The sequence below is a fragment of the Lysinibacillus sp. HST-98 genome (assembly GCF_016757845.1).
GTDB classification, from domain to species: domain Bacteria; phylum Bacillota; class Bacilli; order Bacillales_A; family Planococcaceae; genus Lysinibacillus; species Lysinibacillus capsici.
This window is the reverse complement of record NZ_JAENHX010000012.1, coordinates 39,347-61,017: the sequence shown is the minus strand read 5'-3', so window position 1 is coordinate 61,017 and position 21,671 is coordinate 39,347. Positions and strand designations below refer to the sequence as shown.

The following is a 21,671-nucleotide window of genomic DNA, read 5'->3' as shown; positions in this document are numbered from 1 at the left end:
GCAAGGATTGCCCAATCCATTTGCACCGACTTATGTTAATTGCTCAACCTTTGAAAGGAATCATTTAGGAAATCTCCATTATAAACCTTATGTAACATATCAGCATATAGATATTGGAGCTGGTCAAAGCTATGATGTAAGTTTTTTGCATGCTGATTTACTTGTTTTGACACATTATCGAAATACTGTGGAAGTTTTTCTACCGCTGTGACTAAAGAATCTTTATTCATTAATAAATGCTGAATAGCGTTTAATAGTTGAGCTGCTCTATGCTGTATATCAAGAGGAGGTAATTCAATTATTAAACGAAAGATAGGACGCTTCTCTTTATTTATTTGATACCATTTAAAAAAGTGAAATAAATAGTCACTAACAACAATGGATTCATTTGGAATAATGGCAATGATATCATGACCGATGCATACAGCTTTTTTACATTGATAAATAATGGTTTCCTTTAAATTTAATTTATTGAGTAGAATGCTTTTTGCAGGCACTAGTGACAAATTTAATGAATCAATCGTGTGATCAACCTTTGGCACTTGACTAGCATCATCATCTACCAGTAATTTCAATAGTGTTGCTTTGGTGATAAAAGGAGTACCTTCCCTTTTAAACCACTGATCGTTCGCAATTAAATGACCAATTTGGACTTTTGCTATTTCTTCTAAAAAAAACTGCTTCACCATGTATGAACCCTCCAATCCTCTGTCCCAATTAATACCCTGAATACAATCTTCATTAACGCATACCTAGTTATTTATTTAGATCATTTGTATGGATAAAAGTATTACTCTAAATATTGTACCATTTAAATGTAACATTTTCTCTATTATACCACTATAATAGTATAGTCATTTCCATTGTTTTTCACTAGCTTTTAACATAGAGGTGAATCATATGTCAGATTTTTTAAAGCTAGTAGGTGAACAACTTCGGATTATTCGATTATCCAAAGGACTTAGCCAAGAAGAAGTGGCTGAAAGAACAGGGAAGTTAGGTTTCAGTAAAGGAAGAGTTTCCAATATTGAGCATGGACAATCTAATATTACCTTAAGTACTTTGGAAACAATCATGAAGGCATTAGACATTACCCCTGAGGAGCTATTTAATTTTCAAAAATTATCTGGCGTTACTGATATTGAGGAGAAAAACCTCATGCTAGACATTCATCGCTCATTATTAAGAGAACGAAATTTAGACGAGGTAAAATATGTAGTTCGTATAACGAAGGATTTTTTAGATACGATTGATTCTCAATCAAAGAAAAACAGCTCTAACGGTCAATGACCATTGGAGCTGCTTTTTTATTTCAAAGTAACTTTTAGTAGCTACATACCAAACTTTTGACGATAGCCGCATTTTCTACATAATTCTTCCACAGCTTCTCTTCTTGAGAAGCCTTCAACAATCTTGTTGGCACGCTCCCCTTCTACAATGTCGGAGAAGGATTTTTCATGTACATTTCCTAAATTAATCACACCTTCCCCATCCAAACAGCAAGGTACAACGGTACCATCCACCAATATAGCCGCTTGACTACGCAGTGCATGACAAAAACCCTTGCCTTCATCCTCTGGCTCTAGAAGACTTGGCCATCTAAACTCATGATCCTGATTTAAATACACATGAGGGGCAATTTTTACCCCTTTACCAGGTTCTACTTTTTCTTCTATACGATAATCAAGATGATACTCATTTTCTAATATTTCTAAAGTCTCGCGGTTGCGACGAGCTGCAACATCCGAAACATGATCCTGTTGTAGATTCCATAAACGATAGGAAATAATCGTATTGAATTCCCTAGAATCTCGCACAAAATCCAAAATATCCTCTAAATATTTTTCACGATTTTCGGAGCCTTCATGCCCATCAAAGCTATGCAACGAGAAATTAATTTGACGTAACGCTGGCTTTCCTAATATTTTCTCGCGATTTTTTTTGATTAGCGTACCATTCGTTGTAATATTGACTTTGAATCCTTTTGCATGTGCAGCATCTAATAGTTGATCAATTCTTGGATGTAGTAAAGGCTCTCCTTTCACATGCAAATAAATATATTTTGTATGTGGACGAATTTCATCTAATATTTTATTAAATTGTTCGACTTTTATAAGCCCCTTTGCACGCGCTGTAGGTGGACAAAAACTGCATGCTAAATTACAAACACTCGTAATTTCTATATAAACCTTTTTAAATGTTCTCAATGTTGCTTCTCCGTTCCCATTCACTAAATAATCAAATCTCATTCATTTTAACAAATTTATTGGATAGTTAGCAAAAATCGTTGAGCTTTCCTCTGGACACTCCTACCTTTTCTCTAGGTAACATGGCTACACGTACAGGTGGGTTCAAGAAGCGCTAATATCCTAATAGTAATAGGAAAGGAAGGGAGGAGAAACGATGTCTGGTTTTAATTCTAAAAAATTTTATGGACCTGACGAACCTGAGCAGGAATCATCTAACAAGCAAGGGAAAAATCATATAACAATAAATTTCACATTCAATATAGGAAATACTGATTTTCACTTTGAGCAACGTGCAGAAGGCGGAGGCCAAATCAATCATGATGTAGGCACAAATGCCAACCAAGGTGGACAAAATGCTAGTAACGGTAGTCATACACGCAACGTCAATTCGCAATTTGCTGACGGTAATGGAAGAAGTGGTATTGCTGGTAATAATAATGACGAGGCTGGTGGGCAACAAGGCATTAAAGTACGGGATAGTCTTGTCATTGAAAGTGATATTCATTCATCCTCTAACCATAGTGAAAGTAATGAAGAAACTGATGTATTAACTGAAGAAGATAAGTAGATTGGTTTCAAAAGAACATGTCAGTAGTAAAAAAAGGCCATTTGACACGAAGAGGCTCTGTGCTCTGCCACTGGAAAACAAGTAGCCTGCAACCAATTGTTGAACTTTCACAAAAATACTATTGATGGTTTTGTTTTTCAACACGATGAAAAAACTTCTATCTGCTTGATGGTACCCTCAACAGATAGAAGTTTTTTTATTATACATTGCGTTTATAGTTTTTTGTGCCGTCATATGAATAAAGCATCGGCTTTTTATCCACATAGGTTTCTAAATGAACAGGACGTCCCCATAGCTGGTAAATATAAGGTAATACATTTTCTAAATAGTGTGGATCTAACTCCATCCCTTCATAGCCATGAACTAAATATAGCTCGCCATTCCTCAAATAATCACCATTTTTTACTACAATGTATGGGAAGCCACCGTTTACACGCATGGATACAAGTTGATCGCGAACCATCTCGTGATCCTTATCCGTTATACGATATTCATTCCCTTTCTTTTGGAATAAGTACAAATCTTCACGCTTCGTTAAATCCTTTGTTAAATAGTTTCGAATAAAGGAAATATCTGATTCTACTTCTCTTACCTCAAAAATCTTTTCACGTCCCGTATTTGGCAAAACACCTAACCGTTTCATTTCCTCAGTAGGGTTATTATAGCGATTTTCAATATCCTCGAAAATTTTAATCCCAAGATAATATGGATTAATCGATGTTTTGGAGGGCTGCACAACCCCCGCATTTAATTTGGCATATTCGATAGTTTCAGCAGTAGTTAACTTTAGCTCCCGCATGATTCGTTGATGCCAGAAAGAGGCCCAACCCTCATTCATTATTTTAGTTTCTAATTGAGGCCAAAAATAAAGCATTTCCTCTCGCATCATTGTTAATATATCTCGTTGCCAGTCTTCCAATTCACGGCTATGCTCCTCTAAGAATAACAATAGGTCCTTTTCTGGCTGAGGAGGAAATTGCTTTAATCTGCGTCGGATTGGTTTATAAACTTTTTCTTTTTCTTCTATACTCCATAAATCATCATACGGTGATTTTGTTGGTGGTTTTTCCTCCTCAAGCTCATCCTCCTCACTCCAGGATAGCTTCGGTCTTAAAATGGATGGATCAATATGTTCTTGGATAGCTAAAACAGCATCTAAAAACTTCTCCACCTCATCTTTACCATACTCTCTCTCATAGCCAGCTATTCGCTCAGCAGTTGCGGTCATACTTTCTACCATATCTCTTCTTGTATTAGAAAAACGTATATTATTTTTGAAGAAATCGCAGTGCGCTAGAACATGGGCAATAATCAATTTATTTTGGGTTAAAGTATTAGTATCGAGTAAAAATGCATAGCAAGGATTTGAATTAATGACAAGCTCATAAATCTGACTAAGTCCTAAATCATATTGAAGCTTCATTTTATGAAATTGTTTTCCAAAGCTCCAATGGGAAAAGCGCGTGGGCATACCGTAGGCGCCAAATGTATAAATAATATCCGCTGGACAAATTTCGTAACGCATTGGATAAAAATCTAAGCCAAAGCTTGAGGCAATTTCGGTAATTTCATCTATTGCTCGATGAAGCTCTTTTGTGTTCATTTTACGCCCCCTCCTTTGAACGTGGTGCTAAGGATACTTCCATGTTACTCTTCACTTTTCTTGAAAAAGCTCTTTAAGGCGTCATAGACATCGCCTTTTTTTCTCAAAATATGGTATCTGAATTTAGGATCATCAATTTTTTTATACGTATACATAAGCGTTGAGAATCGGTTATGCTGATTCACCTCACCATAGCCAAACATGCTGGATACGTCCATTAACTCCCCTACTAGCTTCAGGCACTTTTCATTGTCCATCGATATATTTTCACCGTCTGAAAAATGGACAGGATAAATATTGTAGCGAGACGGATGATATTTATCCTGAATTAATTCCAATGCCTTTTTATAAGCTGAAGAACAAATAGTGCCACCACTTTCGCCCTTAGTAAAAAACTCCTCTTCTGTGACAACCTTTGCCTCAGTATGATGGGCAATAAATTCAATTTCTACTGTTTCATATTTTGACCGTAAAAACTTCGTCATCCAAAAGAAGAAGCTTCTCGCACAATATTTTTCAAATGCTCCCATTGAGCCACTTGTATCCATCATGGCGAGCACTACTGCTTTGGATTCTGGCTTCTCCACTTCATCCCATGTTTTAAAACGTAAATCGTCATTGTGGATTGGCGTTATTTCTGCTTTCCCATGCATCGCATTGCGCTTTAATGCATTTAAAATGGTACGCTTTTTATCGACATTACCCATGAGACCTTTTTTTCGAATATCATTAAACTCTATTTTTTCTGTTTTGATATCTGCCTTTTCTTTCTGCTGTAAATTTGGTAATTCTAGTTCATGAAATAAAACATTTTGAATTTCCTCAATACTGACTTCTGCTTCATAATAATCTTGGCCAGGCTTGTCACCCGCTTCTTTTCCTTTACCGGGAGCCTGATTGGCCTTACTGCCATCGCGCGCCACTACATCTCCAACACTACTATCCCCTTGTCCCTGCCCTACATGCTTAGAATTATCATAGTTATATCGTATTTTATATTCATCAAGTGACCGAATTGGTATCTTAATAACCTCGCGACCATTGGACATCACAATACTTTCTTCGCTAACTAAATCAGGTAAATTATTTTTAATCGCATCTTTCACTTTTTCCATATGGCGTTGTTGGTCCTGGTGCCCTTTACGATGGAGGGACCAATTTTCCTGAGAAATGACAAAGCGTTTATTTTCGTGTTCAGTCATTTTTATCCTCACCCATCTATCAAATTCGCTTTTTCTATACTATGCTTGTGAGCCAAATTTTTGAACTTTTTTCATAAAATCAATTGTATATCTATTAATCACACCTCAATGCGTCCAGATTTTTTTGTCCATGAACGAAAGTTTCTCTTCAAAGTCTCGGACATCCTCTGGAGCTTTTTTGTTGATTCCGTCAAATCAGAAATCTCTCCTCCTGATAATAAAAGGAGTGCCCTAAAATTGGGACACTCCTATCTGACTTGGAACAATGAACATCAAGTTATCGTTATCGATTTAGCAAACTTCCTACATACTGTAGCAACTCATTTGCTGATGTTGTATTATAGCCATGTTCATCAACAAGCCTTGCCACAACCTCATTAATCTTCTTCAGTTGCGATTCATCTGGCATTTTAGAAGAAGTAGTAATTTTCACGATATCTTTCAAATCTGCAAATAATTTCTTCTGAATGGCTTCTCGCAATCTTTCATGAGAATTATAATCAAAACGTTTACCTTTTCGTGCATAGGCAGAAATTCGAATGAGAATTTCTTCACGGAATGCCTTTTTAGCATTTTCTGAAATGCCAATTTGCTCCTCAATCGAGCGCATTAATTTTTCATCTGGGTTCATTTCTTCCCCAGTAAGTGGATCATAAATTTTATTTTTATTACAAAATGCTTCTACATTATCGAGGTAGTTGTTCATCAATGTTTTTGCCGATTCCTCATAGGAGTACACAAAAGCCTTTTGTACTTCGTTTTTAGCAATTTCATCATATTCTCTACGAGCAACCGCAATGTAATTCATGTATTTTTCCCGATCCTCTTGAGAAATAGATGCATGCTGATCTAACCCATCCTTCAATGCTCGTAAAACGTCTAATGCATTTATCGATGGTATCTCTTTGCGGATAATAGCAGAAGAAATACGGTTAATAATATAGCGTGGATCAATACCGTTCATGCCTTCATTCGGGAACTCCTTCTTCAGCTCCTCTAAGTCAACGGAATTAAATCCCTCCACATTTTCTCCGTCGTACAAGCGCATTTTTTTAATTAGATCCACACCTTGTTTTTTCGGAACTTCCAAACGAGTGAGAACCGAAAAGATTGCTGCGGCCTTTAAAGCATGCGGTGCAATATGGACATGGGACATATCGCTCTCTTTTATCATCTTTTCATAAATATGCTCTTCCTGACTAACTTTGAGGTTGTAGGGAATTGGCATAACGATAATTCGAGAATGTAATGCCTCATTCTTTTTGTTCGAAATAAATGAACGATACTCTGTTTCATTTGTATGAGCAACGATTAACTCATCTGCACTAATTAAAGCAAATCTTCCTGCTTTGAAATTTCCTTCCTGTGTTAGCGATAATAAATTCCATAAGAATTTTTCATCTAATTTTAGCATCTCCTGGAATTCCATCATTCCTCTATTGGCCTTATTCAGCTCCCCATCAAAGCGGTAAGCTCGAGGATCCGACTCTGAACCAAATTCACCGATTGTAGAAAAATCAATACTTCCAGTTAAATCTGCAATATCTTGTGATTTAGGGTCTGATGGTGTAAATGTCCCTATACCCACACGTTTATCTTCTGAAAAAGTAATACGTTCAATCATTACATTTTCAATGCGTCCATCGTATTCCTTTTCAAGACGCATTGTATTTAAAGGCGATAAACTTCCTTCAATTCTAATCCCATATTCCTCAAAGAACTCATTACGCAAATGATGTGGAATTAAATGGAGCGGATCTTCATGCATTGGACATCCCTTAATTGCATAAACTGCACCTTCATCTGTTCGCGAATATTGCTCTAATCCGCGTTTTAGTAAGGTAACAATAGTTGATTTACCACCACTAACTGGTCCCATTAATAATAAAATACGTTTTCTAACATCTAACCTGCGTGCTGCTGGATGGAAATATTCCTCCACCAGTCTTTCAATTGCTGTTTCAAGCCCAAAAATTTCTTGTCCGAAAAATTTGTACATTTTTTGCCCATCGCGTTCCTCTACACCAGAACTTTTTATCATATTGTAGACGCGTGAATGGGCTGTTTGAGCAACTTCAGGTCTTTCCCTAATGATGTTTAAATAATCTGCAAATGTCCCTTCCCACTTCAGCCTGTTTTCTTCTTCGCGATAGTTTTTCACTTTATCTAAAATGTTAATAGCCTTCCCTCCATTCAGGGCTTGATTTATAACATAGTATGAAGTTAATGGCATGATGATACCATTACTTTTTCTTTGATGAAGTTTCTTCTTATTATTTCTATTTTTTGGGGCAAAAAAATTGCGGATATATCAACTGTTTTCAAACATAGAACCTTACTGAATGAAGATAAAAATTTCGGTTATTCTAACGTTAGAAAGGAGGTCCATCATTGCATCGCCATTTTATATTTCTTTTCACATTTTTATTTTTAGGGATTATGTTGTACCCTTCTGCCTCTTTTGCTAAGGAGGATCTTACAGAAGAAGAAATTTTACAGCAGCGTATGTCCTATTATGTACAATTCGATGAATTACTCATTCCATGGCATTTTTTAGCTGCTATCGATCAGTATGAGAGAAACCTACAATCAGTTCGTAAAGACATCCCTAAACGAGAAGGCTATTTGGCTATCCAATTTTCTGATGAATACTGGTCAGGTGCATTAAATCCTGTAAAGGAAGACACTTCTCCTGAGACAATTAGCTATTTCGGAGGAATGGGCCTTGATGGTAATCATGATGGAATCGCTAGTCCAAAGGATGATGAGGATGTCATATTTTCGATGGCTAGTTATTTAGGGAAATTTGGAACGACTGATGAGGATTTTAAATTAGCTTTATGGGAATATTACGGAAGCGAAGAAGCAGTCAATCAGATATTTACCATCTCCACATTGTACAGACATTTTAAAACCATTGAACTTGATGCACATACCTTCCCGCTAAATATCCGATCTGATTACAGTTACCGGGGCACTTGGGGCGCCAATCGCGGTTGGGGTGGACGCCGTATTCATGAGGGAACTGATATTTTTGCCAGCTATGGAACACCTGTATTATCTACCTCTTTTGGAGTTGTTGAGGTAAAAGGATGGAATCAATTTGGTGGCTGGCGTATTGGTATTCGCGACAATCATAATTCCTACCACTATTATGCCCACCTCGGTAGCTATCATAAGGAAATTGAAGTAGGTACAATTGTAAAACCTGGTACTGTTCTTGGCTATGTTGGAAGCTCTGGATATGGAAAAGAAGGTACATCGGGCAAATTCCCTCCACATCTTCATTATGGTATTTATAAATTTAATGGAAAAACTGAATGGGCTTTTGACCCTTATCCTTCCCTTCTACAGTGGGAGCGCAAGGCGAAAAATCAAAAACAATAAAGAATATTTTACTTATGGCACTTGAAGCATTTTGCTTCAGGTGCATTTTCTTTCTACATAGGAAATTATACATAAATATTTAAAATAGTTGTTAGACATCTATATATATTTAACTATTAATAAAAGGAAAATAATTATATCATTGTACTAAAAAACTATTTTTAAATATTTCTATCGAAAGGCTTATTAATACGCATAATTAGTTATAAAATAATACTTGTGTTGAAAAAATTTCTCAATGAGATAGTAAAGGGATGGGAAAATGAAAGGCATTATCAAGTTTAAAACACTTAAAACTCGAATTTTAAGTGCATTTATTCTTTTGTTAGTTTTAGTAGTTAGCTTTACAACCTACACTTACAATTCCAATACAAATATGGAAAAACAGGCAAAAGATTTAGTAAAAGAAGATTTAGTTGTTCTAAATGCAAGTAAAAATTTAGCACTCTCTATGAGTGTCCGCCTATCTGCAGCGTTAAATTATGTGTTGACAGGTGACGAAAAATACAAAGAATCATTTGATGAGTATCGCAAAATGGCTGAGGAAAATAACGCTATTCTAGACAAATATGAAAAATCAGATGAACGCGATCAACTTGTATCAATCGCCCGTGATTGGAGTACCCTTGTTAATACAGAGGTATTTGATATCTATCAAAAGGGCAATAAAGAATTAGCTTTAGAAAATTTAATGGATACACATGAACTCGTAACGAAAGTGCGATACGGTTACGAAAAACTGGCAGATGAACGTGCTAAAGCCATTACAGATGTTGGTAACGATGTTGTATCAACTAGCTCGGAGAATCGAACAATTGGTATCGCCTTTAGCTTGATTCTAACGATAGCTGGTATTCTAATTGCCATTATCACAGCCAGTACCATTTCTAAACCTGTTACAGTCGTAGCTGACCGAATGAAAGAATTAGCAGATGGAAATTTACAACTAGAGCCTCTACCTGTAAAAACGCGTGATGAAATTGGAACGTTAATGGTAGCTGCCAATGACATGAACGAAAAATTAAAACAAACGATCCATTCTATCTACACGGTTTCTGAAACAGTAGCAGCTAGTAGTGAAGAACTTGCTCAATCATCAAATGAGGTACAAGCAGGTACTGAGCAAATTACAGTAACGATGCAAGAGCTGGCATCGGGTACAGAAACACAGGCATCTACCACAGGTGATTTGGCAGAAACAATGACAGCATTTAAGCGTAGCATTCACGACACTACACAAGAGGGCATTGAATTAAGCGAACATTCTAGTCATGTTCAGAAATTAACGGTTTCAGGGAAAAGTTTAATGGTTCAATCTACCCAACAAATGGCTACAATAAATGAAATTGTATTAGACTCTGTGAAAAAGGTGGAAAATTTAAATGAACAGTCTGCTGAAATATCCAAGCTTGTGTCAGTTATCGATGATATTTCAAACCAAACAAATTTACTTGCATTAAATGCAGCAATCGAAGCAGCTCGAGCTGGTGAGCATGGCAAGGGCTTTGCTGTTGTGGCAGATGAAGTCCGAAAGCTTGCTGAGCAAGTACAGTTCTCTGTCACAGATATTGCAACAATTGTCCACCGTATTCAAGGTGAGACTGGCAATGTAACATCTGCCCTTCAGACTGGCTATGAGGAAGTAAAAAGAGGAACAACACAGCTAGATGAAACAAATGAAACATTTGAAAAAATTTCTGATGCTGTAGGAGATATGATTGATAATATTTCAACCATTTCAACGAATCTAAATCAGCTTGCTCAAAATTCGGAAACCATTAATGCTTCTATTGATGATATGGCCTCGATTTCACAGGAATCCGCTGCTGGCGTTGAGCAAACAACAGCAACTGTTGAGGAAACCGCCGCTACAATGGATGAAATCGCTAGAAGTGCAAATCAGCTTGCTGGAATGGCCGAGGAGTTAAATACGCAGCTACAGCAATTTAAAATTTAATCATCTAAACGACAAAGGCTATCTCACATTTTTCTATTTTGAGATAGCCTTCTCTCTTATTGCCAATGACTTATTGGCACTCGTTCCAGTTCATGACGTTTAATAATAACACTAATCTTTTGAAACCATTTCTCACAAAGCTCCATGGCTTCTTTATAGTCATCTTCCTCTTTTGATATGGGATCTTCACTATTATCCAAAAACATATATTCTTGAATAGGCTCTGATAAATGATCTACTACTAGCTTTAACGATAGCTGTGAGATTGTATCTTCTTCTACCTCCTCTTCTTCTACTTCCTCTGCTTCAGCAAGTAAGGAACCACTCATTAGATGATTCTTTGTTCTAACCGTAAATACTTCATCTTCCATGATGGCAACCTCATATATTCTGTTAAATGGAACCTCTATTATTTTTAGTTCTTCGTCTAAAGCTTCTCTTCGTGCGAAAATAAGCGTGTTTGTCTGCTCATTTAACAATAAAGCATTTAAAGCATCATTGGAAACTGTACAATGTGTATGAGGAATAGCCTTTATCTCCTCCTCACTAGCATCCGTCATGGCTGTCAAAGTTTGTATGGCAATATAACGCTCTTTTAAATAACGGATACTCCCTAGACCGACTAAAGCCAGCCCAATTAAAAAAAATAGTTGCTTAATAATGACTAATTCAATGGCATTTGCTAGATAAAGATAGACAATCCCTAATAAAATGAAGAAAATATTTTTCATTCAATTCCCGCCTTTATCAAGTTAATCACTAGAAAAATTCAGATGATGTACTAGCAATAGTATTCTTGATTCTATCTTTTCATTCTAATAAAAAACACGAATTCATTGAACTTTTCAATGAATCCGTGCTTTTGCTTTTAACGACCAATTAGCTCTTCTTTACTACTTACGTCGTCTAATGTTTTATCTTTTTCTATTTTGTGCATCTCAAGAACATGCTCAGATGGTGGAACGAGTAAGCTCACCACGATAATTGTGATACCAGTTATAACAACACCCGAAAATACAGGAGCCTGCCATAATTCATTTAATAGACCTATGAAGCCTTCTGATTGTATTGTCAGACTAGGGACGAATGTTAGTGATGTCACAATGTAATAAACCAAGCCAACGGAAATACTTGCCCAAACTGCTGGTGTACTGACACGTTTCCAAAATGGTCCTAAAACGATTGGCCAGAATATTGTTACGAATATAATATCCCAAGCTAAATAAGCTAAATCAATTACTTTTTGGAAGCTTACAGCTAGCACTAAACCTAATAAAGCACTAGCTAGAATAATAGATCGTGAAAATCTTAATAGTTTTTTAGGATCAGGATTATGATTAATAAAATCTAAATAAATATTCTTTGTCACAATCCCTGAAGTCGCTACATAACATGCAGCTACTGTAGACATCCCCATGGCTGCCATGGCTGTTAAGAAAATAGCTGCTAATAAAGGTGGAAAATAACCTTGTGCAAAGGTAAGCATCAATGTTTCCGGGTTTGTGCTCTCAGGATAAATAGACTTAAAGGCTTCCCCTAGCATCCCTGGAATCCAGCTAATTGCAATGACAATAATACCTGCAATAATCATGCTTCGTTGTGCCACTCGCGGACTTTTCGCAGCAGCTACCCTCTGCCCAAGGTCAACTGCAGGGATATCTCCAAGTGCTAGTACAAGATACAAAGTCCAGAATTCTGCTCCTGCTTTCTCAAATAATGTACTGATATTCCACCACTCAGGATTAAATGTAACGTCTGGATAGTAAAACAAAATAAAAATGGTAATACCCAAAATACCTGCCACTGCAAGCGCACCTTGTACGATTTCAGTATAGGCAACAGCCCATAAACCACCAATAACTGAATAAATAGCCGTTAGCGATACAAATAGCAGCGCCGCAGGTATAAAATCAATTTGCAACAATTGCTGAATAATATAAGTTCCACCAACTGTTAACGCCGCTGCATTAAAAACACCAAAAGCAATTGCCATAACAACCCCTGTATAGGCTCCTAGCTTTTTACTGCCATAGCGTAAACCGTAGTAATCTGCTAATGTCCAGCCCTTTAGACGTCGTAATGGCTTTGTCCAAATGAGTGCTCCAAGAATCATACAAGTCCCTAGACCCCCCATTGTTGCCGAACCTTCAAACCCACCACTTGTATAGCCAGAGCCTACCGCTGCAAAAAAGAAGGGTGCTGCTAATAAAGCAGCGACTAAACTACCCGTTACAACGGATAAAGGCATGCTCCAGCCAGCAACAATTAAATCCTCGGCTGTGTTGACACGCTTATAGCCTTTATAGCCAATATAATAGATAAATAATAAGTATAAGCTAAAGATAATAATATTTAACATTATTTACTCCTCGTTCTCCATTATCCGTTCATTACGACCCCACCATTTGGCGTTAATATTTGACCTGTATAGAAGTCAGCATGATTAGAGGCTAAAAATAATACACTTTTCGCAATCTCTTCTGGTTGCGCTAAACGTTTTAATGGATATTTTGCAGATTCTTCCTCCACATAGTTATCGCCAAACTCTTGTAGAATGTCCGTAAATGTTCCACTAGGAGCAACTGCATTGACAAGTATTGAAGGTGCTAATTCTCTTGCTAAAGCCTTTGTAAAAGCATTGATAGCACCCTTCGCAGCTGAATAATGCGTGAATTCTTCACAACCCAAGCTACCAATATCAGATGAAATATTGATGATTTTTCCTGTATTACGTTCCTTCATTCTTTTAGCTGCTTCACGGCAATTATAGAAACAGCCATATAAGTGAACTCTAATCATACGATCCCACTGCTCATCCGTTAATTCTGTAATGCTGGAACCCTGTGCAAATCCAGCGTTATTTACAAGAATATCAAGTTCCCCGAGATGCTCGTCCATAAATTGATGCATCGCCTGTACTTCTTGTGAATTAGAAACATCAGCATGGAATATTAAAGCTTTCCCACCAAACTTTTCCGCTTCTGCACGTACAGCTTCTGCCTCTTGCTCATCCCCAATATAATTAATTAAAATATTGGCTCCATGTTGTGCAAAGCCTAATGCAATGGCTTTACCGATTCCTTTACTAGAACCTGTAATTAAAACATTTTTCCCTGTAAAATTAATGTCCATTATGATTATTCTCCAATTTGAATTTTGCCACAAGACCTTGCAACTCTTCTGCTGTTTTGCCCAGTGATGAAGAGGCATCCTTTACTTCCTGCATGGTAGATAATTGCTCTTGTGTAGATTTCGAGACATTTGAAGAGAACTCTGCTGACTGCTCTGCAGATTGTTTAATATTATTTACAGATGCCGCCACTTCTTCTGAGGATGCAGAAATTTGTTGTGAAGCAGCGGAAATTTCACGTATTTGGCTAGCGACTTCTTCTGAGGAAGTAAGAATTTCTTTAAAGATTTCGCCTACTTCATTAGTAAATGCCATCCCTACCTTAACATCCTCTTTGCCTTTTTCCATAACCGTGATAGAAGCGTTTGAATCAGACTGAATAGAACTAATTAAATTGTAAATTTCTGTTGCTGATTGAGAGGATTGTTCAGCTAGGCGTCTCACCTCATCCGCAACAACGGCAAAGCCTTTACCATGTTCGCCTGCTCGTGCCGCTTCGATGGCAGCATTTAATGCTAATAGATTTGTTTGATCGGCAATAGCAGTAATTAAGCTAACAATTTCACTTATTTTTTTCGTATTAATATGTAGACCATTAATGGTTGTCCCTATTTGCTCAACAGAATCATTAATTAACTCCATTTGAGCAATAACTTGTTGGACAACTTCATTGCCTCGTTCAGAAGCCTGTGATGCTGAAATAGAGGATTCCGCAGCTACATTTGCAGAGTCAGCAATTTGCTGAATACCTGATGCAGTTTCTTCCATAGCAGCAGCAGTTTCCTCTGTCATCGTCATCGAGGCCTCAGCATTTTGTGTAATTTGATTCATGTCTAGTGCAATATTTGTTGAGCTGTTATAAGTTTCACCAGCATGTACCGTTAATTGATTGGCTGCTGAAGAGACGTGATTGGATGTATTGCGTATGTTTAAAATAATATGTTGCAAATTAGCCACCATTGTACGAATGGATTCAGATAATTTACCAATTTCATCCTTCGATGTCTCTAAATCCACATCTATTAATTCACCATTTGCCACTTGATTGGCAACGTTCACTACTTTTTTCAGTGGCTTTAATAGTCGATCTATAATTATGTAAACTAAAACTAATAAAATTAAAATGCCGATAATGGCAATGACAATTTGCTTAATGACACTTGTTTTAATAATCGTATTGATGTAATCAGCGGAGTAATCAATCCCTAATAGGGCAATTTGTTGACCATTATCATCTTTAATAGGACTAAAAACCGTTCTCCAAGAACCAAAAGGATCCTCGAAAATAGCAGTTACCTCTGTACTATTATTTTCAATAGCTAATTTTGCTGTTTCTACATGTTCATCCGCTAAATCAGTAAAAATTTCACCAGCTTCATATACTTCATTTAGATTAGAGGTATAGCCAATTGGATTGACGCCACCCTCATCCTTCACATCCCAAATATAACTCCAGCTCATAATACCTTGCTGGTCCTGAATCATATCAAGTTGCTTTTGGATCTTTGTAAACTTTGCGTTTGTTTCCCCTTTTTCGGACAGCAAATCTTTTACTTCATCACTGTCTAAGTTCATAGCTGTTAATAAACCAACACTTTTTAATTCTTGCTCTAAATCCACATTCATCCGATTATTCAATTCACTTATACTTTGCGTCGTAATAATAGCGATAAGCAGTAATACAACGATAGAGACTGTTAGTAAAAGCTTATTTTTTAATGATGTGTTTTTTAACAACTTCATTTCCCCTTTTCCTCCTTTGAACTTTACTTGCAAAAAAATAGCCTATTTCAAAAGAAATAGGCATAAAAGAACAAAAACTAGAATGAGAATGATACAACTAGCACTCTTTTGCAACCCAGCCGTCATAGCATTTATTGCCTTAGACCTGTAGCTTTGCGTCTCTACTTTTCAGTAAATTTGCCTATATTTCCCTACCAAAATTAACACAGTAGGTAAAAGTAGTCAATGCTCACTAGTTAAAACGCACATATTTTATACTAGCTGTTCCTTCATTAATAATTATATAAATTACTTAATTATGAAGGTTTTCTTCACTATTGAACAAACTAAAACAGCTACAACCTCAATTAGCGTTGTAGCTGTCAACTTTCATTTCACTTACCCCTAAGTGTTTGAATAAATTATACATTTTGTGTGACAAGTAATACGGATGGTATGAAGGATAACGCAAACATAGCGATATACCATACGGAAGTACGACGTAATGAAAAGCGCACTTTTTTTCGTTCTGCATAAAAAATATCTAACATAACTGCAACAATAAAAGGCATTGTAATACATGCAATAGCTACTAATAAGATGTCAAAATAAATCATACAAGCACCCCTTTGTCTGTGAACATTTTTCATCTTTTTTGTGAACATTTTGTGATAAATTTATTGTACACAATTTCGTCACAAATTGTCAACGAGTTTTAAAGAAAAAAATGGCACTTTATGATTGATATCCATTGTGCATTATGCTCTATATTTATATGTTAAGCCCCTTAAAAAATTTCGTACGAATGAATCGCCACACTCTTTATAATTACGATGACTTGGATTTCTTAAAATAGCACCTAATTCACCTTTTGTTACTTTAATGCCGCCGTCATATAAAATTTCAAGCATCTCCTCAGTTGTTAAAGCTAAAGCAATTTTTACTTTCTTTAGTAGCATATTATTTGGGCTTTCTTTACCTGACACAGGTAACGGTCCAACAGCCTGTCCTTCCCTTGGTTTCTGAGGCCCGCGTTTATAAGTAATTAATCCATTTAAAAATGCCTCTAACATTTTATTATTACATTTGATGTATTCTTCTGGTGCTTCTTCCTCATCATTAATCTTAATTAGCATATTTAATACTTCTTCCTTTGTATAATCCATGCCACCAAGTTTGAAAATTTCTACCATATCTACATTTTTTATATCGAACGCATAGCGTAAACGAATTAAGATATCATTATTCGTCATTATATGTTCCTCCTTTAATTAACCTTATATAGTAAAGAGCCAGGCTTAATTATAACAGAGAGTTTGCTGATTATTGCTAGCTTTCCACAAGTTGTTGTTGTTAGCAAATAGCGTGTGCATTTCCTACTTTTTAAATGTATGAAAAGTTTAATCGCAACCATTCTAAGGTCAAGGAGGTGAGAACAATGGCTAACAATAACCGCAGTTCAAATAAACTTCTAGTACCTGGTGTACATGAGGCAGTCAATCAAATGAAATATGAAATTGCACAAGAGTTTGGCGTTCAGCTTGGGCCAGAAGCATCTTCTCGCGCAAATGGTTCCGTTGGAGGAGAGATTACAAAGCGCCTTGTTGAAATCGCTGAAAAACGTTCAAAAGGTTTATTATAATTAAATACTAAAAAGAAAAGAACGAATCCCATTTACATAATTGGAATTCGTTCTTTCGTGCTCTATAAAATTATGCTGTTTGCAATTCCTTCCCTGAGCTCTTTAGCGTTAGCATAACGATAAAGGAAATACAATACAGCGCTGCTAAGTAAATCATCACGACGGTCATATCGTAGCTTTGTAAAATAAAGCCTACAAAGATTGGTGAAAACCCACCTATAGCTCGTCCAAAGTTAAAAATGGTGTTTGTTGCTGTACTGCGAATTTGTACTGGATAAAAGCTACTAATTAATGCACCATACCCTGCGAACATTCCATTAGAGAAGAATCCTACAACCGCACCGCCTACTAATATCGCTACTGCACCTGTTGCAAACGAGTAAAAGAATACAGCACCTGCAGAGGCTACTAAAAAGATCCCGAATGTTCGCTTTGCACCAAAACGATCCATAAATCTACCAAACGTCAGCATTCCAATGATCATGCCAACTGCGGTACTAATTGTCCACAATGCTGAGCTTGAAACCGATAAACCTTGCGATTTCTGTAACATCGAAGGTAGCCAAATCATCAGACCATTATAGCCTGCAATTTGAACAGTAGCCATTAGAATTAGGGAAAGTGTTGTCATGGTGATACGAGGTGAAGCAAATAATTGTGCTAATTTCCCGTTCTCTTGCTTATTATTTTGTTGTTTCTGCGCGGCTAACCATTCTGGTGATTCATCAATATTTTTACGTACGATAAAGGCGAAAATAACTGGTAGTAATCCTACAAAGAATAATGCACGCCACCCTAAAGTTGGTAAAATAATAGCACTTAATAAAGCGGCTAAAATGACTCCATATTGTGCACCTACACTGACATAAGAGGATGCTCTTCCTTGTTTATTCTTTGGCCAAGCCTCCGCCACAAGTGCCATCCCAATACCATATTCTCCGCCAGCACCTAAACCAGCGATAAATCTATAAACATAAACTTGTTCAATGCTTGTTGCTACTCCTGTTAAGGCCGTTCCGATGGCAAACAAAATAATCGTATACGTAAATACTTTTACTCGACCATATTTATCTGCTAACACACCGAAAACAATACCACCCAGTAGCATCCCAATATTTGTGATGGATGAAATCAATCCACCTGTTGCAAGATCAATATTAAATTCTGCAATAATCATTGTCATAGCAAAGGAAATGAACATAATATCCATTCCTTCTAACGTTAGCCCTGCCACTGAAGCGACCACGGTTTTTTTACGATAATCCATTCTTGTTAGCCTCCAATTTTCTAGTTGTCGATCTCTTTTAGTGAATGGATTATAGCTATCTTGTCCATTCTCTTTTGAAGCCTCACAGGACTTCCTTTAAAAGAGGAGTATGAAACAATAATAAAAGCCCTTCCGTCACAGAGGACAAAAGGGCATGACAAAGCAAAGATATTAGCTTAAAAATATCACATAGCCCTTTTCAGCCTCTCTGGACCGTATTAAAGGATTTATATATCGTTCATTTATACCGTTCTACATTCTATAAGATTAAGAAAGAAAAAGCAATGGTCGAATAGTGGAAATTCAACTCGGTAATTCTATAAAGTTTTGAGCAAACTGATAAATTTGATTGGCAGGTACAGCCAAATTAAGGTTTTGACCATCATCGAAGCCTGCAGTAATCAGACCAACCAATCGACCATGCATATCCAATAAGGCACCACCCGAACTGCCATTTGATATAGCGGCTGTAAATTGAATCATAGACATTTGCCGTATATCACGAAAACCAGAAACAATCCCATCAGAAACCGAGTTAAACAATCCTAAAGGACTGCCAATCGCCACAATTTTTTGCCCTCGAACTAATTGTCCATCCATTTTAACAGGTAAAGGGTGGCTTATTCTGTCTACCTTCAAAATAGCCAAATCATGCATATCATGATATTTCACAAATTGATGGGTTATATACTCGTTAGTATCATTTTCATAGAGCACAGAATAATATTTTCCACCACCCACAACATGCAAGTTTGTTAAAATATATCCATCTTGGTGGAGAATAACACCAGAGCCATAGCATAAAACCTTATCATCCTCCCCGAAGGTCTTAATCATCACAACAGATGTGGCTAAGGAGGCTAATTGCTCATAGCTCCACTCTTCTGTTACATTCGTTTTTTGAACAGGAATGTTCAATTGTCTTGCAGTACTTTGAATAGGCAATGTTATTTCCTTTTCATAGAAATGACGACACATATGTAAGGTAGATGAAGCTTCTATTATAGGGTACAAATTAGCAATATCTCCTTTAGGATTCATGTAACAAATATCGCACCCCAGTGACGATAAGAAATATAAAAATAGTAATTCATGCTGCGTAATGTCACCTATAAAAACAATTTTTGGGGACATTGGATTTTCCTCAGAAAAAATTTGTGGTAAATAATAATCCATCCAATACAAAAATTTAACTGCAAAATTTTTTAACAACGTTTCATTAGGATAAGGCTGATTTTCTTTAAATAGTTGAATCATCTGTTTAAATCTTAGCTTTTTTGTCCATTCAAGTTGATCACTCGCTAATGTACTGCACAAAGATAGCTTATCCAGTAATTGCGGGTTTTCAGCAACAGTCTGCCACATTCTCCAACTTTCTGACAATCTATCTACATCTTCCTTATTACGAATGACCTCAAGCTTATGCAGTCGTAAATAAAATAAGCTTTGCTTGGAGAAATACTCCTCCATTTTTAGAATCTCATCTTTATAAAAATCTACCGAATCAGGTATACCGATATAGCGTAGAAAAACTACTTCCTTCGTTAGGGAATGATTGTTGTGATGAATTTGCATAAACTCCTGAAAAGTACTTACTGATTTATTATATTTAATTTTTAACGGTCTAGTTGTCACAATCATCTTCATACAACTCCTATAAGCTCGTCATTACATATAATGGTACTCACTATACAATTCTCTGATGTTTCTCTAAATCCTCTATTGATGCAAACAAAAAAGCCCAACTCTATAAAGAATTAGACGTAGCTTTGGAATAAAGATTTAGAATAACAACTTCCATTGTTTTCGAGTGGTTCACTAGTATTCCATTAGTTGTTCATGCCACTCTAACATAATTAAAAACTAAAAAGATGTTTTATTCATTCAATTTAGTGGAATAGATTGAATGTGAACATATATAGGAGGGATCAATAATGACAGTCAAATTGACAGTAGAAAACGTAGTACAGGCGAAACAAGAAGTGGAGAAATTAGAAGCGCAAGGATATCTTCGAGATAACATTTACATCTTTGCTCACTATGAAGAACGTGAAGATGATATTAACGAAGCACTCGGGACAGAAGAAGCTGGTATTAGCGAGCAAGGGTTCCTGACTTCGTTAAAGAACCTGGTGAATTCCCGTGGTGATGAACTCCGCAATGAATTAGCTTCTGTCGGATTAAGTAAATTGGAAGCTGCTCAATTCGAAAAGGAACTGGATACAGGTAAATTGGTCATAGTTGCCAATAAGTAAAAACAAACCCGGGAAACCAATCCCGGGTTTGTTTTTCATTTTACAAGTCCTCCTCGTATTTCATCGACTCTGTATTCCACAAAGCCTTTCAACCAAGTCAGTATAAAAACTGTCAATGATCTGCTCGAGGAAATTATCATCTTCTTCATTAAAGGGTCTTCTTCAACAATATGGCCCTATTCATAAAGAATGGCGCTTTTCCTTATTACAGAAAAGCGCCCGATTGTTGAATAACTAATTTTTATTAATAATAGCGTTTTCTCAAATATTTCTTATTTAGTAGTTCAATGACTATTGAAGATAATTTCATAAAAAATTAGCACCACAGTAATTTTTATGTCTATTCTTTACAAAAATCGACAAATTTTTTTGCCTGTATTAAGGACATATCTGTTTGTTCTCTCACAAACTTCACCGCTTTAATTTCACCGACGGACTTTATTTTCTCTTTTACTAAGGCAATCAGTTCCTCATTATAGACTTTAGTATAATCCATTTTTCCGACCTCCTCTAATCTATAATACCTTATACGACTATTTTAACCATTTAGTTTCAATATATATTAATACCACTTAAAGAAATTTGTAAAAATAAGGATAAATCAATTGTGAGGGTTCATAATACTAGATAAAAACTACATTTAAACAGAAGAGCATAAAAACAAGCGTCCTTCCCCCCTAGCATTAGAA

General features: G+C 36.4%; 20 protein-coding genes and 1 riboswitch. Of the genes, 6 read left to right on the top strand and 14 right to left on the bottom strand.

The genetic code is table 11. The features are described from left to right. Positions 1-35: 35 nt before the first annotated feature. Positions 36-689 carry a restriction endonuclease subunit S domain-containing protein gene (locus tag JIN86_RS20815; protein ID WP_202342767.1) on the bottom strand — a complete coding sequence of 218 codons (654 nt, stop codon included), beginning with the start codon at positions 687-689 and terminating at the stop codon, positions 36-38. Positions 690-900: 211 nt separating this feature from the next. On the opposite strand from JIN86_RS20815, the gene JIN86_RS20810 reads away from it, so the two are divergent. Beyond that, the gene (locus tag JIN86_RS20810) at positions 901-1,290 is read left to right on the top strand and encodes a helix-turn-helix domain-containing protein (protein WP_004225641.1); all 390 of its coding nucleotides are present in this window, start codon (positions 901-903) and stop codon (positions 1,288-1,290) included. Positions 1,291-1,331: 41 nt separating this feature from the next. Here JIN86_RS20810 and JIN86_RS20805 read toward each other — a convergent pair whose 3' ends face one another. Then, positions 1,332-2,207 carry a radical SAM/SPASM domain-containing protein gene (locus JIN86_RS20805; RefSeq protein WP_004225643.1) on the bottom strand — a complete coding sequence of 292 codons (876 nt, stop codon included), beginning with the start codon at positions 2,205-2,207 and terminating at the stop codon, positions 1,332-1,334. 196 nt (positions 2,208-2,403) lie between these two features. Here JIN86_RS20805 and JIN86_RS20800 point away from each other — a divergent pair, with 196 nt between their 5' ends. Next, positions 2,404-2,817 carry a hypothetical protein gene (locus JIN86_RS20800; protein ID WP_004225645.1) on the top strand — a complete coding sequence of 138 codons (414 nt, stop codon included), beginning with the start codon at positions 2,404-2,406 and terminating at the stop codon, positions 2,815-2,817. Between the two features lie 199 nt (positions 2,818-3,016). Here JIN86_RS20800 and JIN86_RS20795 read toward each other — a convergent pair whose 3' ends face one another. The 3 genes from JIN86_RS20795 to JIN86_RS20785 form a co-directional block, all read right to left on the bottom strand. Beyond that, a complete protein-coding gene (locus tag JIN86_RS20795) occupies positions 3,017-4,420 on the bottom strand; it encodes a SpoVR family protein (RefSeq protein WP_202342766.1) in 1,404 nt (467 codons plus the stop codon). Between the two features lie 44 nt (positions 4,421-4,464). Further along, positions 4,465-5,622, bottom strand: a complete 1,158-nt coding sequence (gene yhbH, locus JIN86_RS20790; protein WP_048394843.1) for a sporulation protein YhbH — start codon at positions 5,620-5,622, stop codon at positions 4,465-4,467. Between the two features lie 283 nt (positions 5,623-5,905). Continuing rightward, on the bottom strand, positions 5,906-7,801 hold the full coding sequence (locus JIN86_RS20785) for a PrkA family serine protein kinase (protein WP_039884612.1): 1,896 nt from the start codon (positions 7,799-7,801) through the stop codon (positions 5,906-5,908). A gap of 212 nt (positions 7,802-8,013) precedes the next feature. Between JIN86_RS20785 and JIN86_RS20780 the strand changes: the two genes are divergently transcribed. Then, on the top strand, positions 8,014-9,009 hold the full coding sequence (locus tag JIN86_RS20780) for a M23 family metallopeptidase (RefSeq protein ID WP_004225652.1): 996 nt from the start codon (positions 8,014-8,016) through the stop codon (positions 9,007-9,009). A 262-nt stretch (positions 9,010-9,271) separates the two neighbouring features. Beyond that, on the top strand, positions 9,272-10,966 hold the full coding sequence (locus JIN86_RS20775) for a methyl-accepting chemotaxis protein (protein ID WP_004225653.1): 1,695 nt from the start codon (positions 9,272-9,274) through the stop codon (positions 10,964-10,966). A 56-nt stretch (positions 10,967-11,022) separates the two neighbouring features. On the opposite strand, the gene JIN86_RS20770 is transcribed toward JIN86_RS20775, so the two are convergent. The 6 genes from JIN86_RS20770 to JIN86_RS20745 all read right to left on the bottom strand — a co-directional run bounded on the left by JIN86_RS20770 (position 11,023) and on the right by JIN86_RS20745 (position 17,071). Then, positions 11,023-11,697 carry a hypothetical protein gene (locus tag JIN86_RS20770; protein WP_202342765.1) on the bottom strand — a complete coding sequence of 225 codons (675 nt, stop codon included), beginning with the start codon at positions 11,695-11,697 and terminating at the stop codon, positions 11,023-11,025. Positions 11,698-11,834: 137 nt separating this feature from the next. Further along, complete coding sequence (locus tag JIN86_RS20765) at positions 11,835-13,325, bottom strand: sodium:solute symporter family protein (RefSeq protein WP_202342764.1); 1,491 nt, start codon at positions 13,323-13,325, stop codon at positions 11,835-11,837. A gap of 20 nt (positions 13,326-13,345) precedes the next feature. Then, positions 13,346-14,098, bottom strand: coding sequence for an SDR family NAD(P)-dependent oxidoreductase (locus JIN86_RS20760; RefSeq protein WP_202342763.1), 753 nt, complete (start codon positions 14,096-14,098; stop codon positions 13,346-13,348). Beyond that, positions 14,088-15,839, bottom strand: a complete 1,752-nt coding sequence (locus JIN86_RS20755; RefSeq protein ID WP_202342762.1) for a methyl-accepting chemotaxis protein — start codon at positions 15,837-15,839, stop codon at positions 14,088-14,090. Before JIN86_RS20755 ends, JIN86_RS20760 begins: the two co-directional genes overlap by 11 nt. Positions 15,840-15,945: 106 nt before the next feature. Next, positions 15,946-16,031: riboswitch (cyclic di-GMP riboswitch) on the bottom strand. Between the two features lie 209 nt (positions 16,032-16,240). Beyond that, positions 16,241-16,435, bottom strand: a complete 195-nt coding sequence (locus JIN86_RS20750; protein ID WP_004225659.1) for a hypothetical protein — start codon at positions 16,433-16,435, stop codon at positions 16,241-16,243. Between the two features lie 141 nt (positions 16,436-16,576). Further along, entirely contained in the window at positions 16,577-17,071 is a 495-nt protein-coding gene (locus JIN86_RS20745; RefSeq protein WP_202342761.1) for a YehS family protein, read from the bottom strand. Between the two features lie 185 nt (positions 17,072-17,256). On the opposite strand from JIN86_RS20745, the gene JIN86_RS20740 reads away from it, so the two are divergent. Beyond that, complete coding sequence (locus tag JIN86_RS20740; protein ID WP_004225662.1) at positions 17,257-17,460, top strand: alpha/beta-type small acid-soluble spore protein; 204 nt, start codon at positions 17,257-17,259, stop codon at positions 17,458-17,460. Between the two features lie 70 nt (positions 17,461-17,530). Here JIN86_RS20740 and JIN86_RS20735 read toward each other — a convergent pair whose 3' ends face one another. Then, positions 17,531-18,727 carry an MFS transporter gene (locus JIN86_RS20735; RefSeq protein WP_202342760.1) on the bottom strand — a complete coding sequence of 399 codons (1,197 nt, stop codon included), beginning with the start codon at positions 18,725-18,727 and terminating at the stop codon, positions 17,531-17,533. A 303-nt stretch (positions 18,728-19,030) separates the two neighbouring features. Then, positions 19,031-20,368 (bottom strand): trypsin-like peptidase domain-containing protein, encoded by a 1,338-nt coding sequence (locus JIN86_RS20730; RefSeq protein ID WP_202342759.1) that lies wholly within the window; start codon positions 20,366-20,368, stop codon positions 19,031-19,033. 293 nt (positions 20,369-20,661) lie between these two features. Here JIN86_RS20730 and JIN86_RS20725 point away from each other — a divergent pair, with 293 nt between their 5' ends. Beyond that, entirely contained in the window at positions 20,662-20,982 is a 321-nt protein-coding gene (locus JIN86_RS20725) for a YflT domain-containing protein (RefSeq protein WP_202342758.1), read from the top strand. Between the two features lie 340 nt (positions 20,983-21,322). Here JIN86_RS20725 and JIN86_RS20720 read toward each other — a convergent pair whose 3' ends face one another. Beyond that, positions 21,323-21,478 carry a hypothetical protein gene (locus tag JIN86_RS20720; RefSeq protein ID WP_202342757.1) on the bottom strand — a complete coding sequence of 52 codons (156 nt, stop codon included), beginning with the start codon at positions 21,476-21,478 and terminating at the stop codon, positions 21,323-21,325. Positions 21,479-21,671: the final 193 nt, after the last annotated feature.

Bases quoted from the DNA above. Each gene is read 5' to 3' on its own strand.
- JIN86_RS20815 (WP_202342767.1), bottom strand. From the start codon at position 689: ATGGTGAAGCAGTTTTTTTTAGAAGAAATAGCAAAAGTCCAAATTGGT.
- JIN86_RS20810 (WP_004225641.1), top strand. From the start codon at position 901: ATGTCAGATTTTTTAAAGCTAGTAGGTGAACAACTTCGGATTATTCGA.
- JIN86_RS20800 (WP_004225645.1), top strand. From the start codon at position 2,404: ATGTCTGGTTTTAATTCTAAAAAATTTTATGGACCTGACGAACCTGAG.
- JIN86_RS20795 (WP_202342766.1), bottom strand. From the start codon at position 4,420: ATGAACACAAAAGAGCTTCATCGAGCAATAGATGAAATTACCGAAATT.
- yhbH (WP_048394843.1), bottom strand. From the start codon at position 5,622: ATGACTGAACACGAAAATAAACGCTTTGTCATTTCTCAGGAAAATTGG.
- JIN86_RS20775 (WP_004225653.1), top strand. From the start codon at position 9,272: ATGAAAGGCATTATCAAGTTTAAAACACTTAAAACTCGAATTTTAAGT.
- JIN86_RS20770 (WP_202342765.1), bottom strand. From the start codon at position 11,697: ATGAAAAATATTTTCTTCATTTTATTAGGGATTGTCTATCTTTATCTA.
- JIN86_RS20765 (WP_202342764.1), bottom strand. From the start codon at position 13,325: ATGTTAAATATTATTATCTTTAGCTTATACTTATTATTTATCTATTAT.
- JIN86_RS20760 (WP_202342763.1), bottom strand. From the start codon at position 14,098: ATGGACATTAATTTTACAGGGAAAAATGTTTTAATTACAGGTTCTAGT.
- JIN86_RS20755 (WP_202342762.1), bottom strand. From the start codon at position 15,839: ATGAAGTTGTTAAAAAACACATCATTAAAAAATAAGCTTTTACTAACA.
- JIN86_RS20750 (WP_004225659.1), bottom strand. From the start codon at position 16,435: ATGATTTATTTTGACATCTTATTAGTAGCTATTGCATGTATTACAATG.
- JIN86_RS20745 (WP_202342761.1), bottom strand. From the start codon at position 17,071: ATGACGAATAATGATATCTTAATTCGTTTACGCTATGCGTTCGATATA.
- JIN86_RS20740 (WP_004225662.1), top strand. From the start codon at position 17,257: ATGGCTAACAATAACCGCAGTTCAAATAAACTTCTAGTACCTGGTGTA.
- JIN86_RS20735 (WP_202342760.1), bottom strand. From the start codon at position 18,727: ATGGATTATCGTAAAAAAACCGTGGTCGCTTCAGTGGCAGGGCTAACG.
- JIN86_RS20730 (WP_202342759.1), bottom strand. From the start codon at position 20,368: ATGATTGTGACAACTAGACCGTTAAAAATTAAATATAATAAATCAGTA.
- JIN86_RS20725 (WP_202342758.1), top strand. From the start codon at position 20,662: ATGACAGTCAAATTGACAGTAGAAAACGTAGTACAGGCGAAACAAGAA.
- JIN86_RS20720 (WP_202342757.1), bottom strand. From the start codon at position 21,478: ATGGATTATACTAAAGTCTATAATGAGGAACTGATTGCCTTAGTAAAA.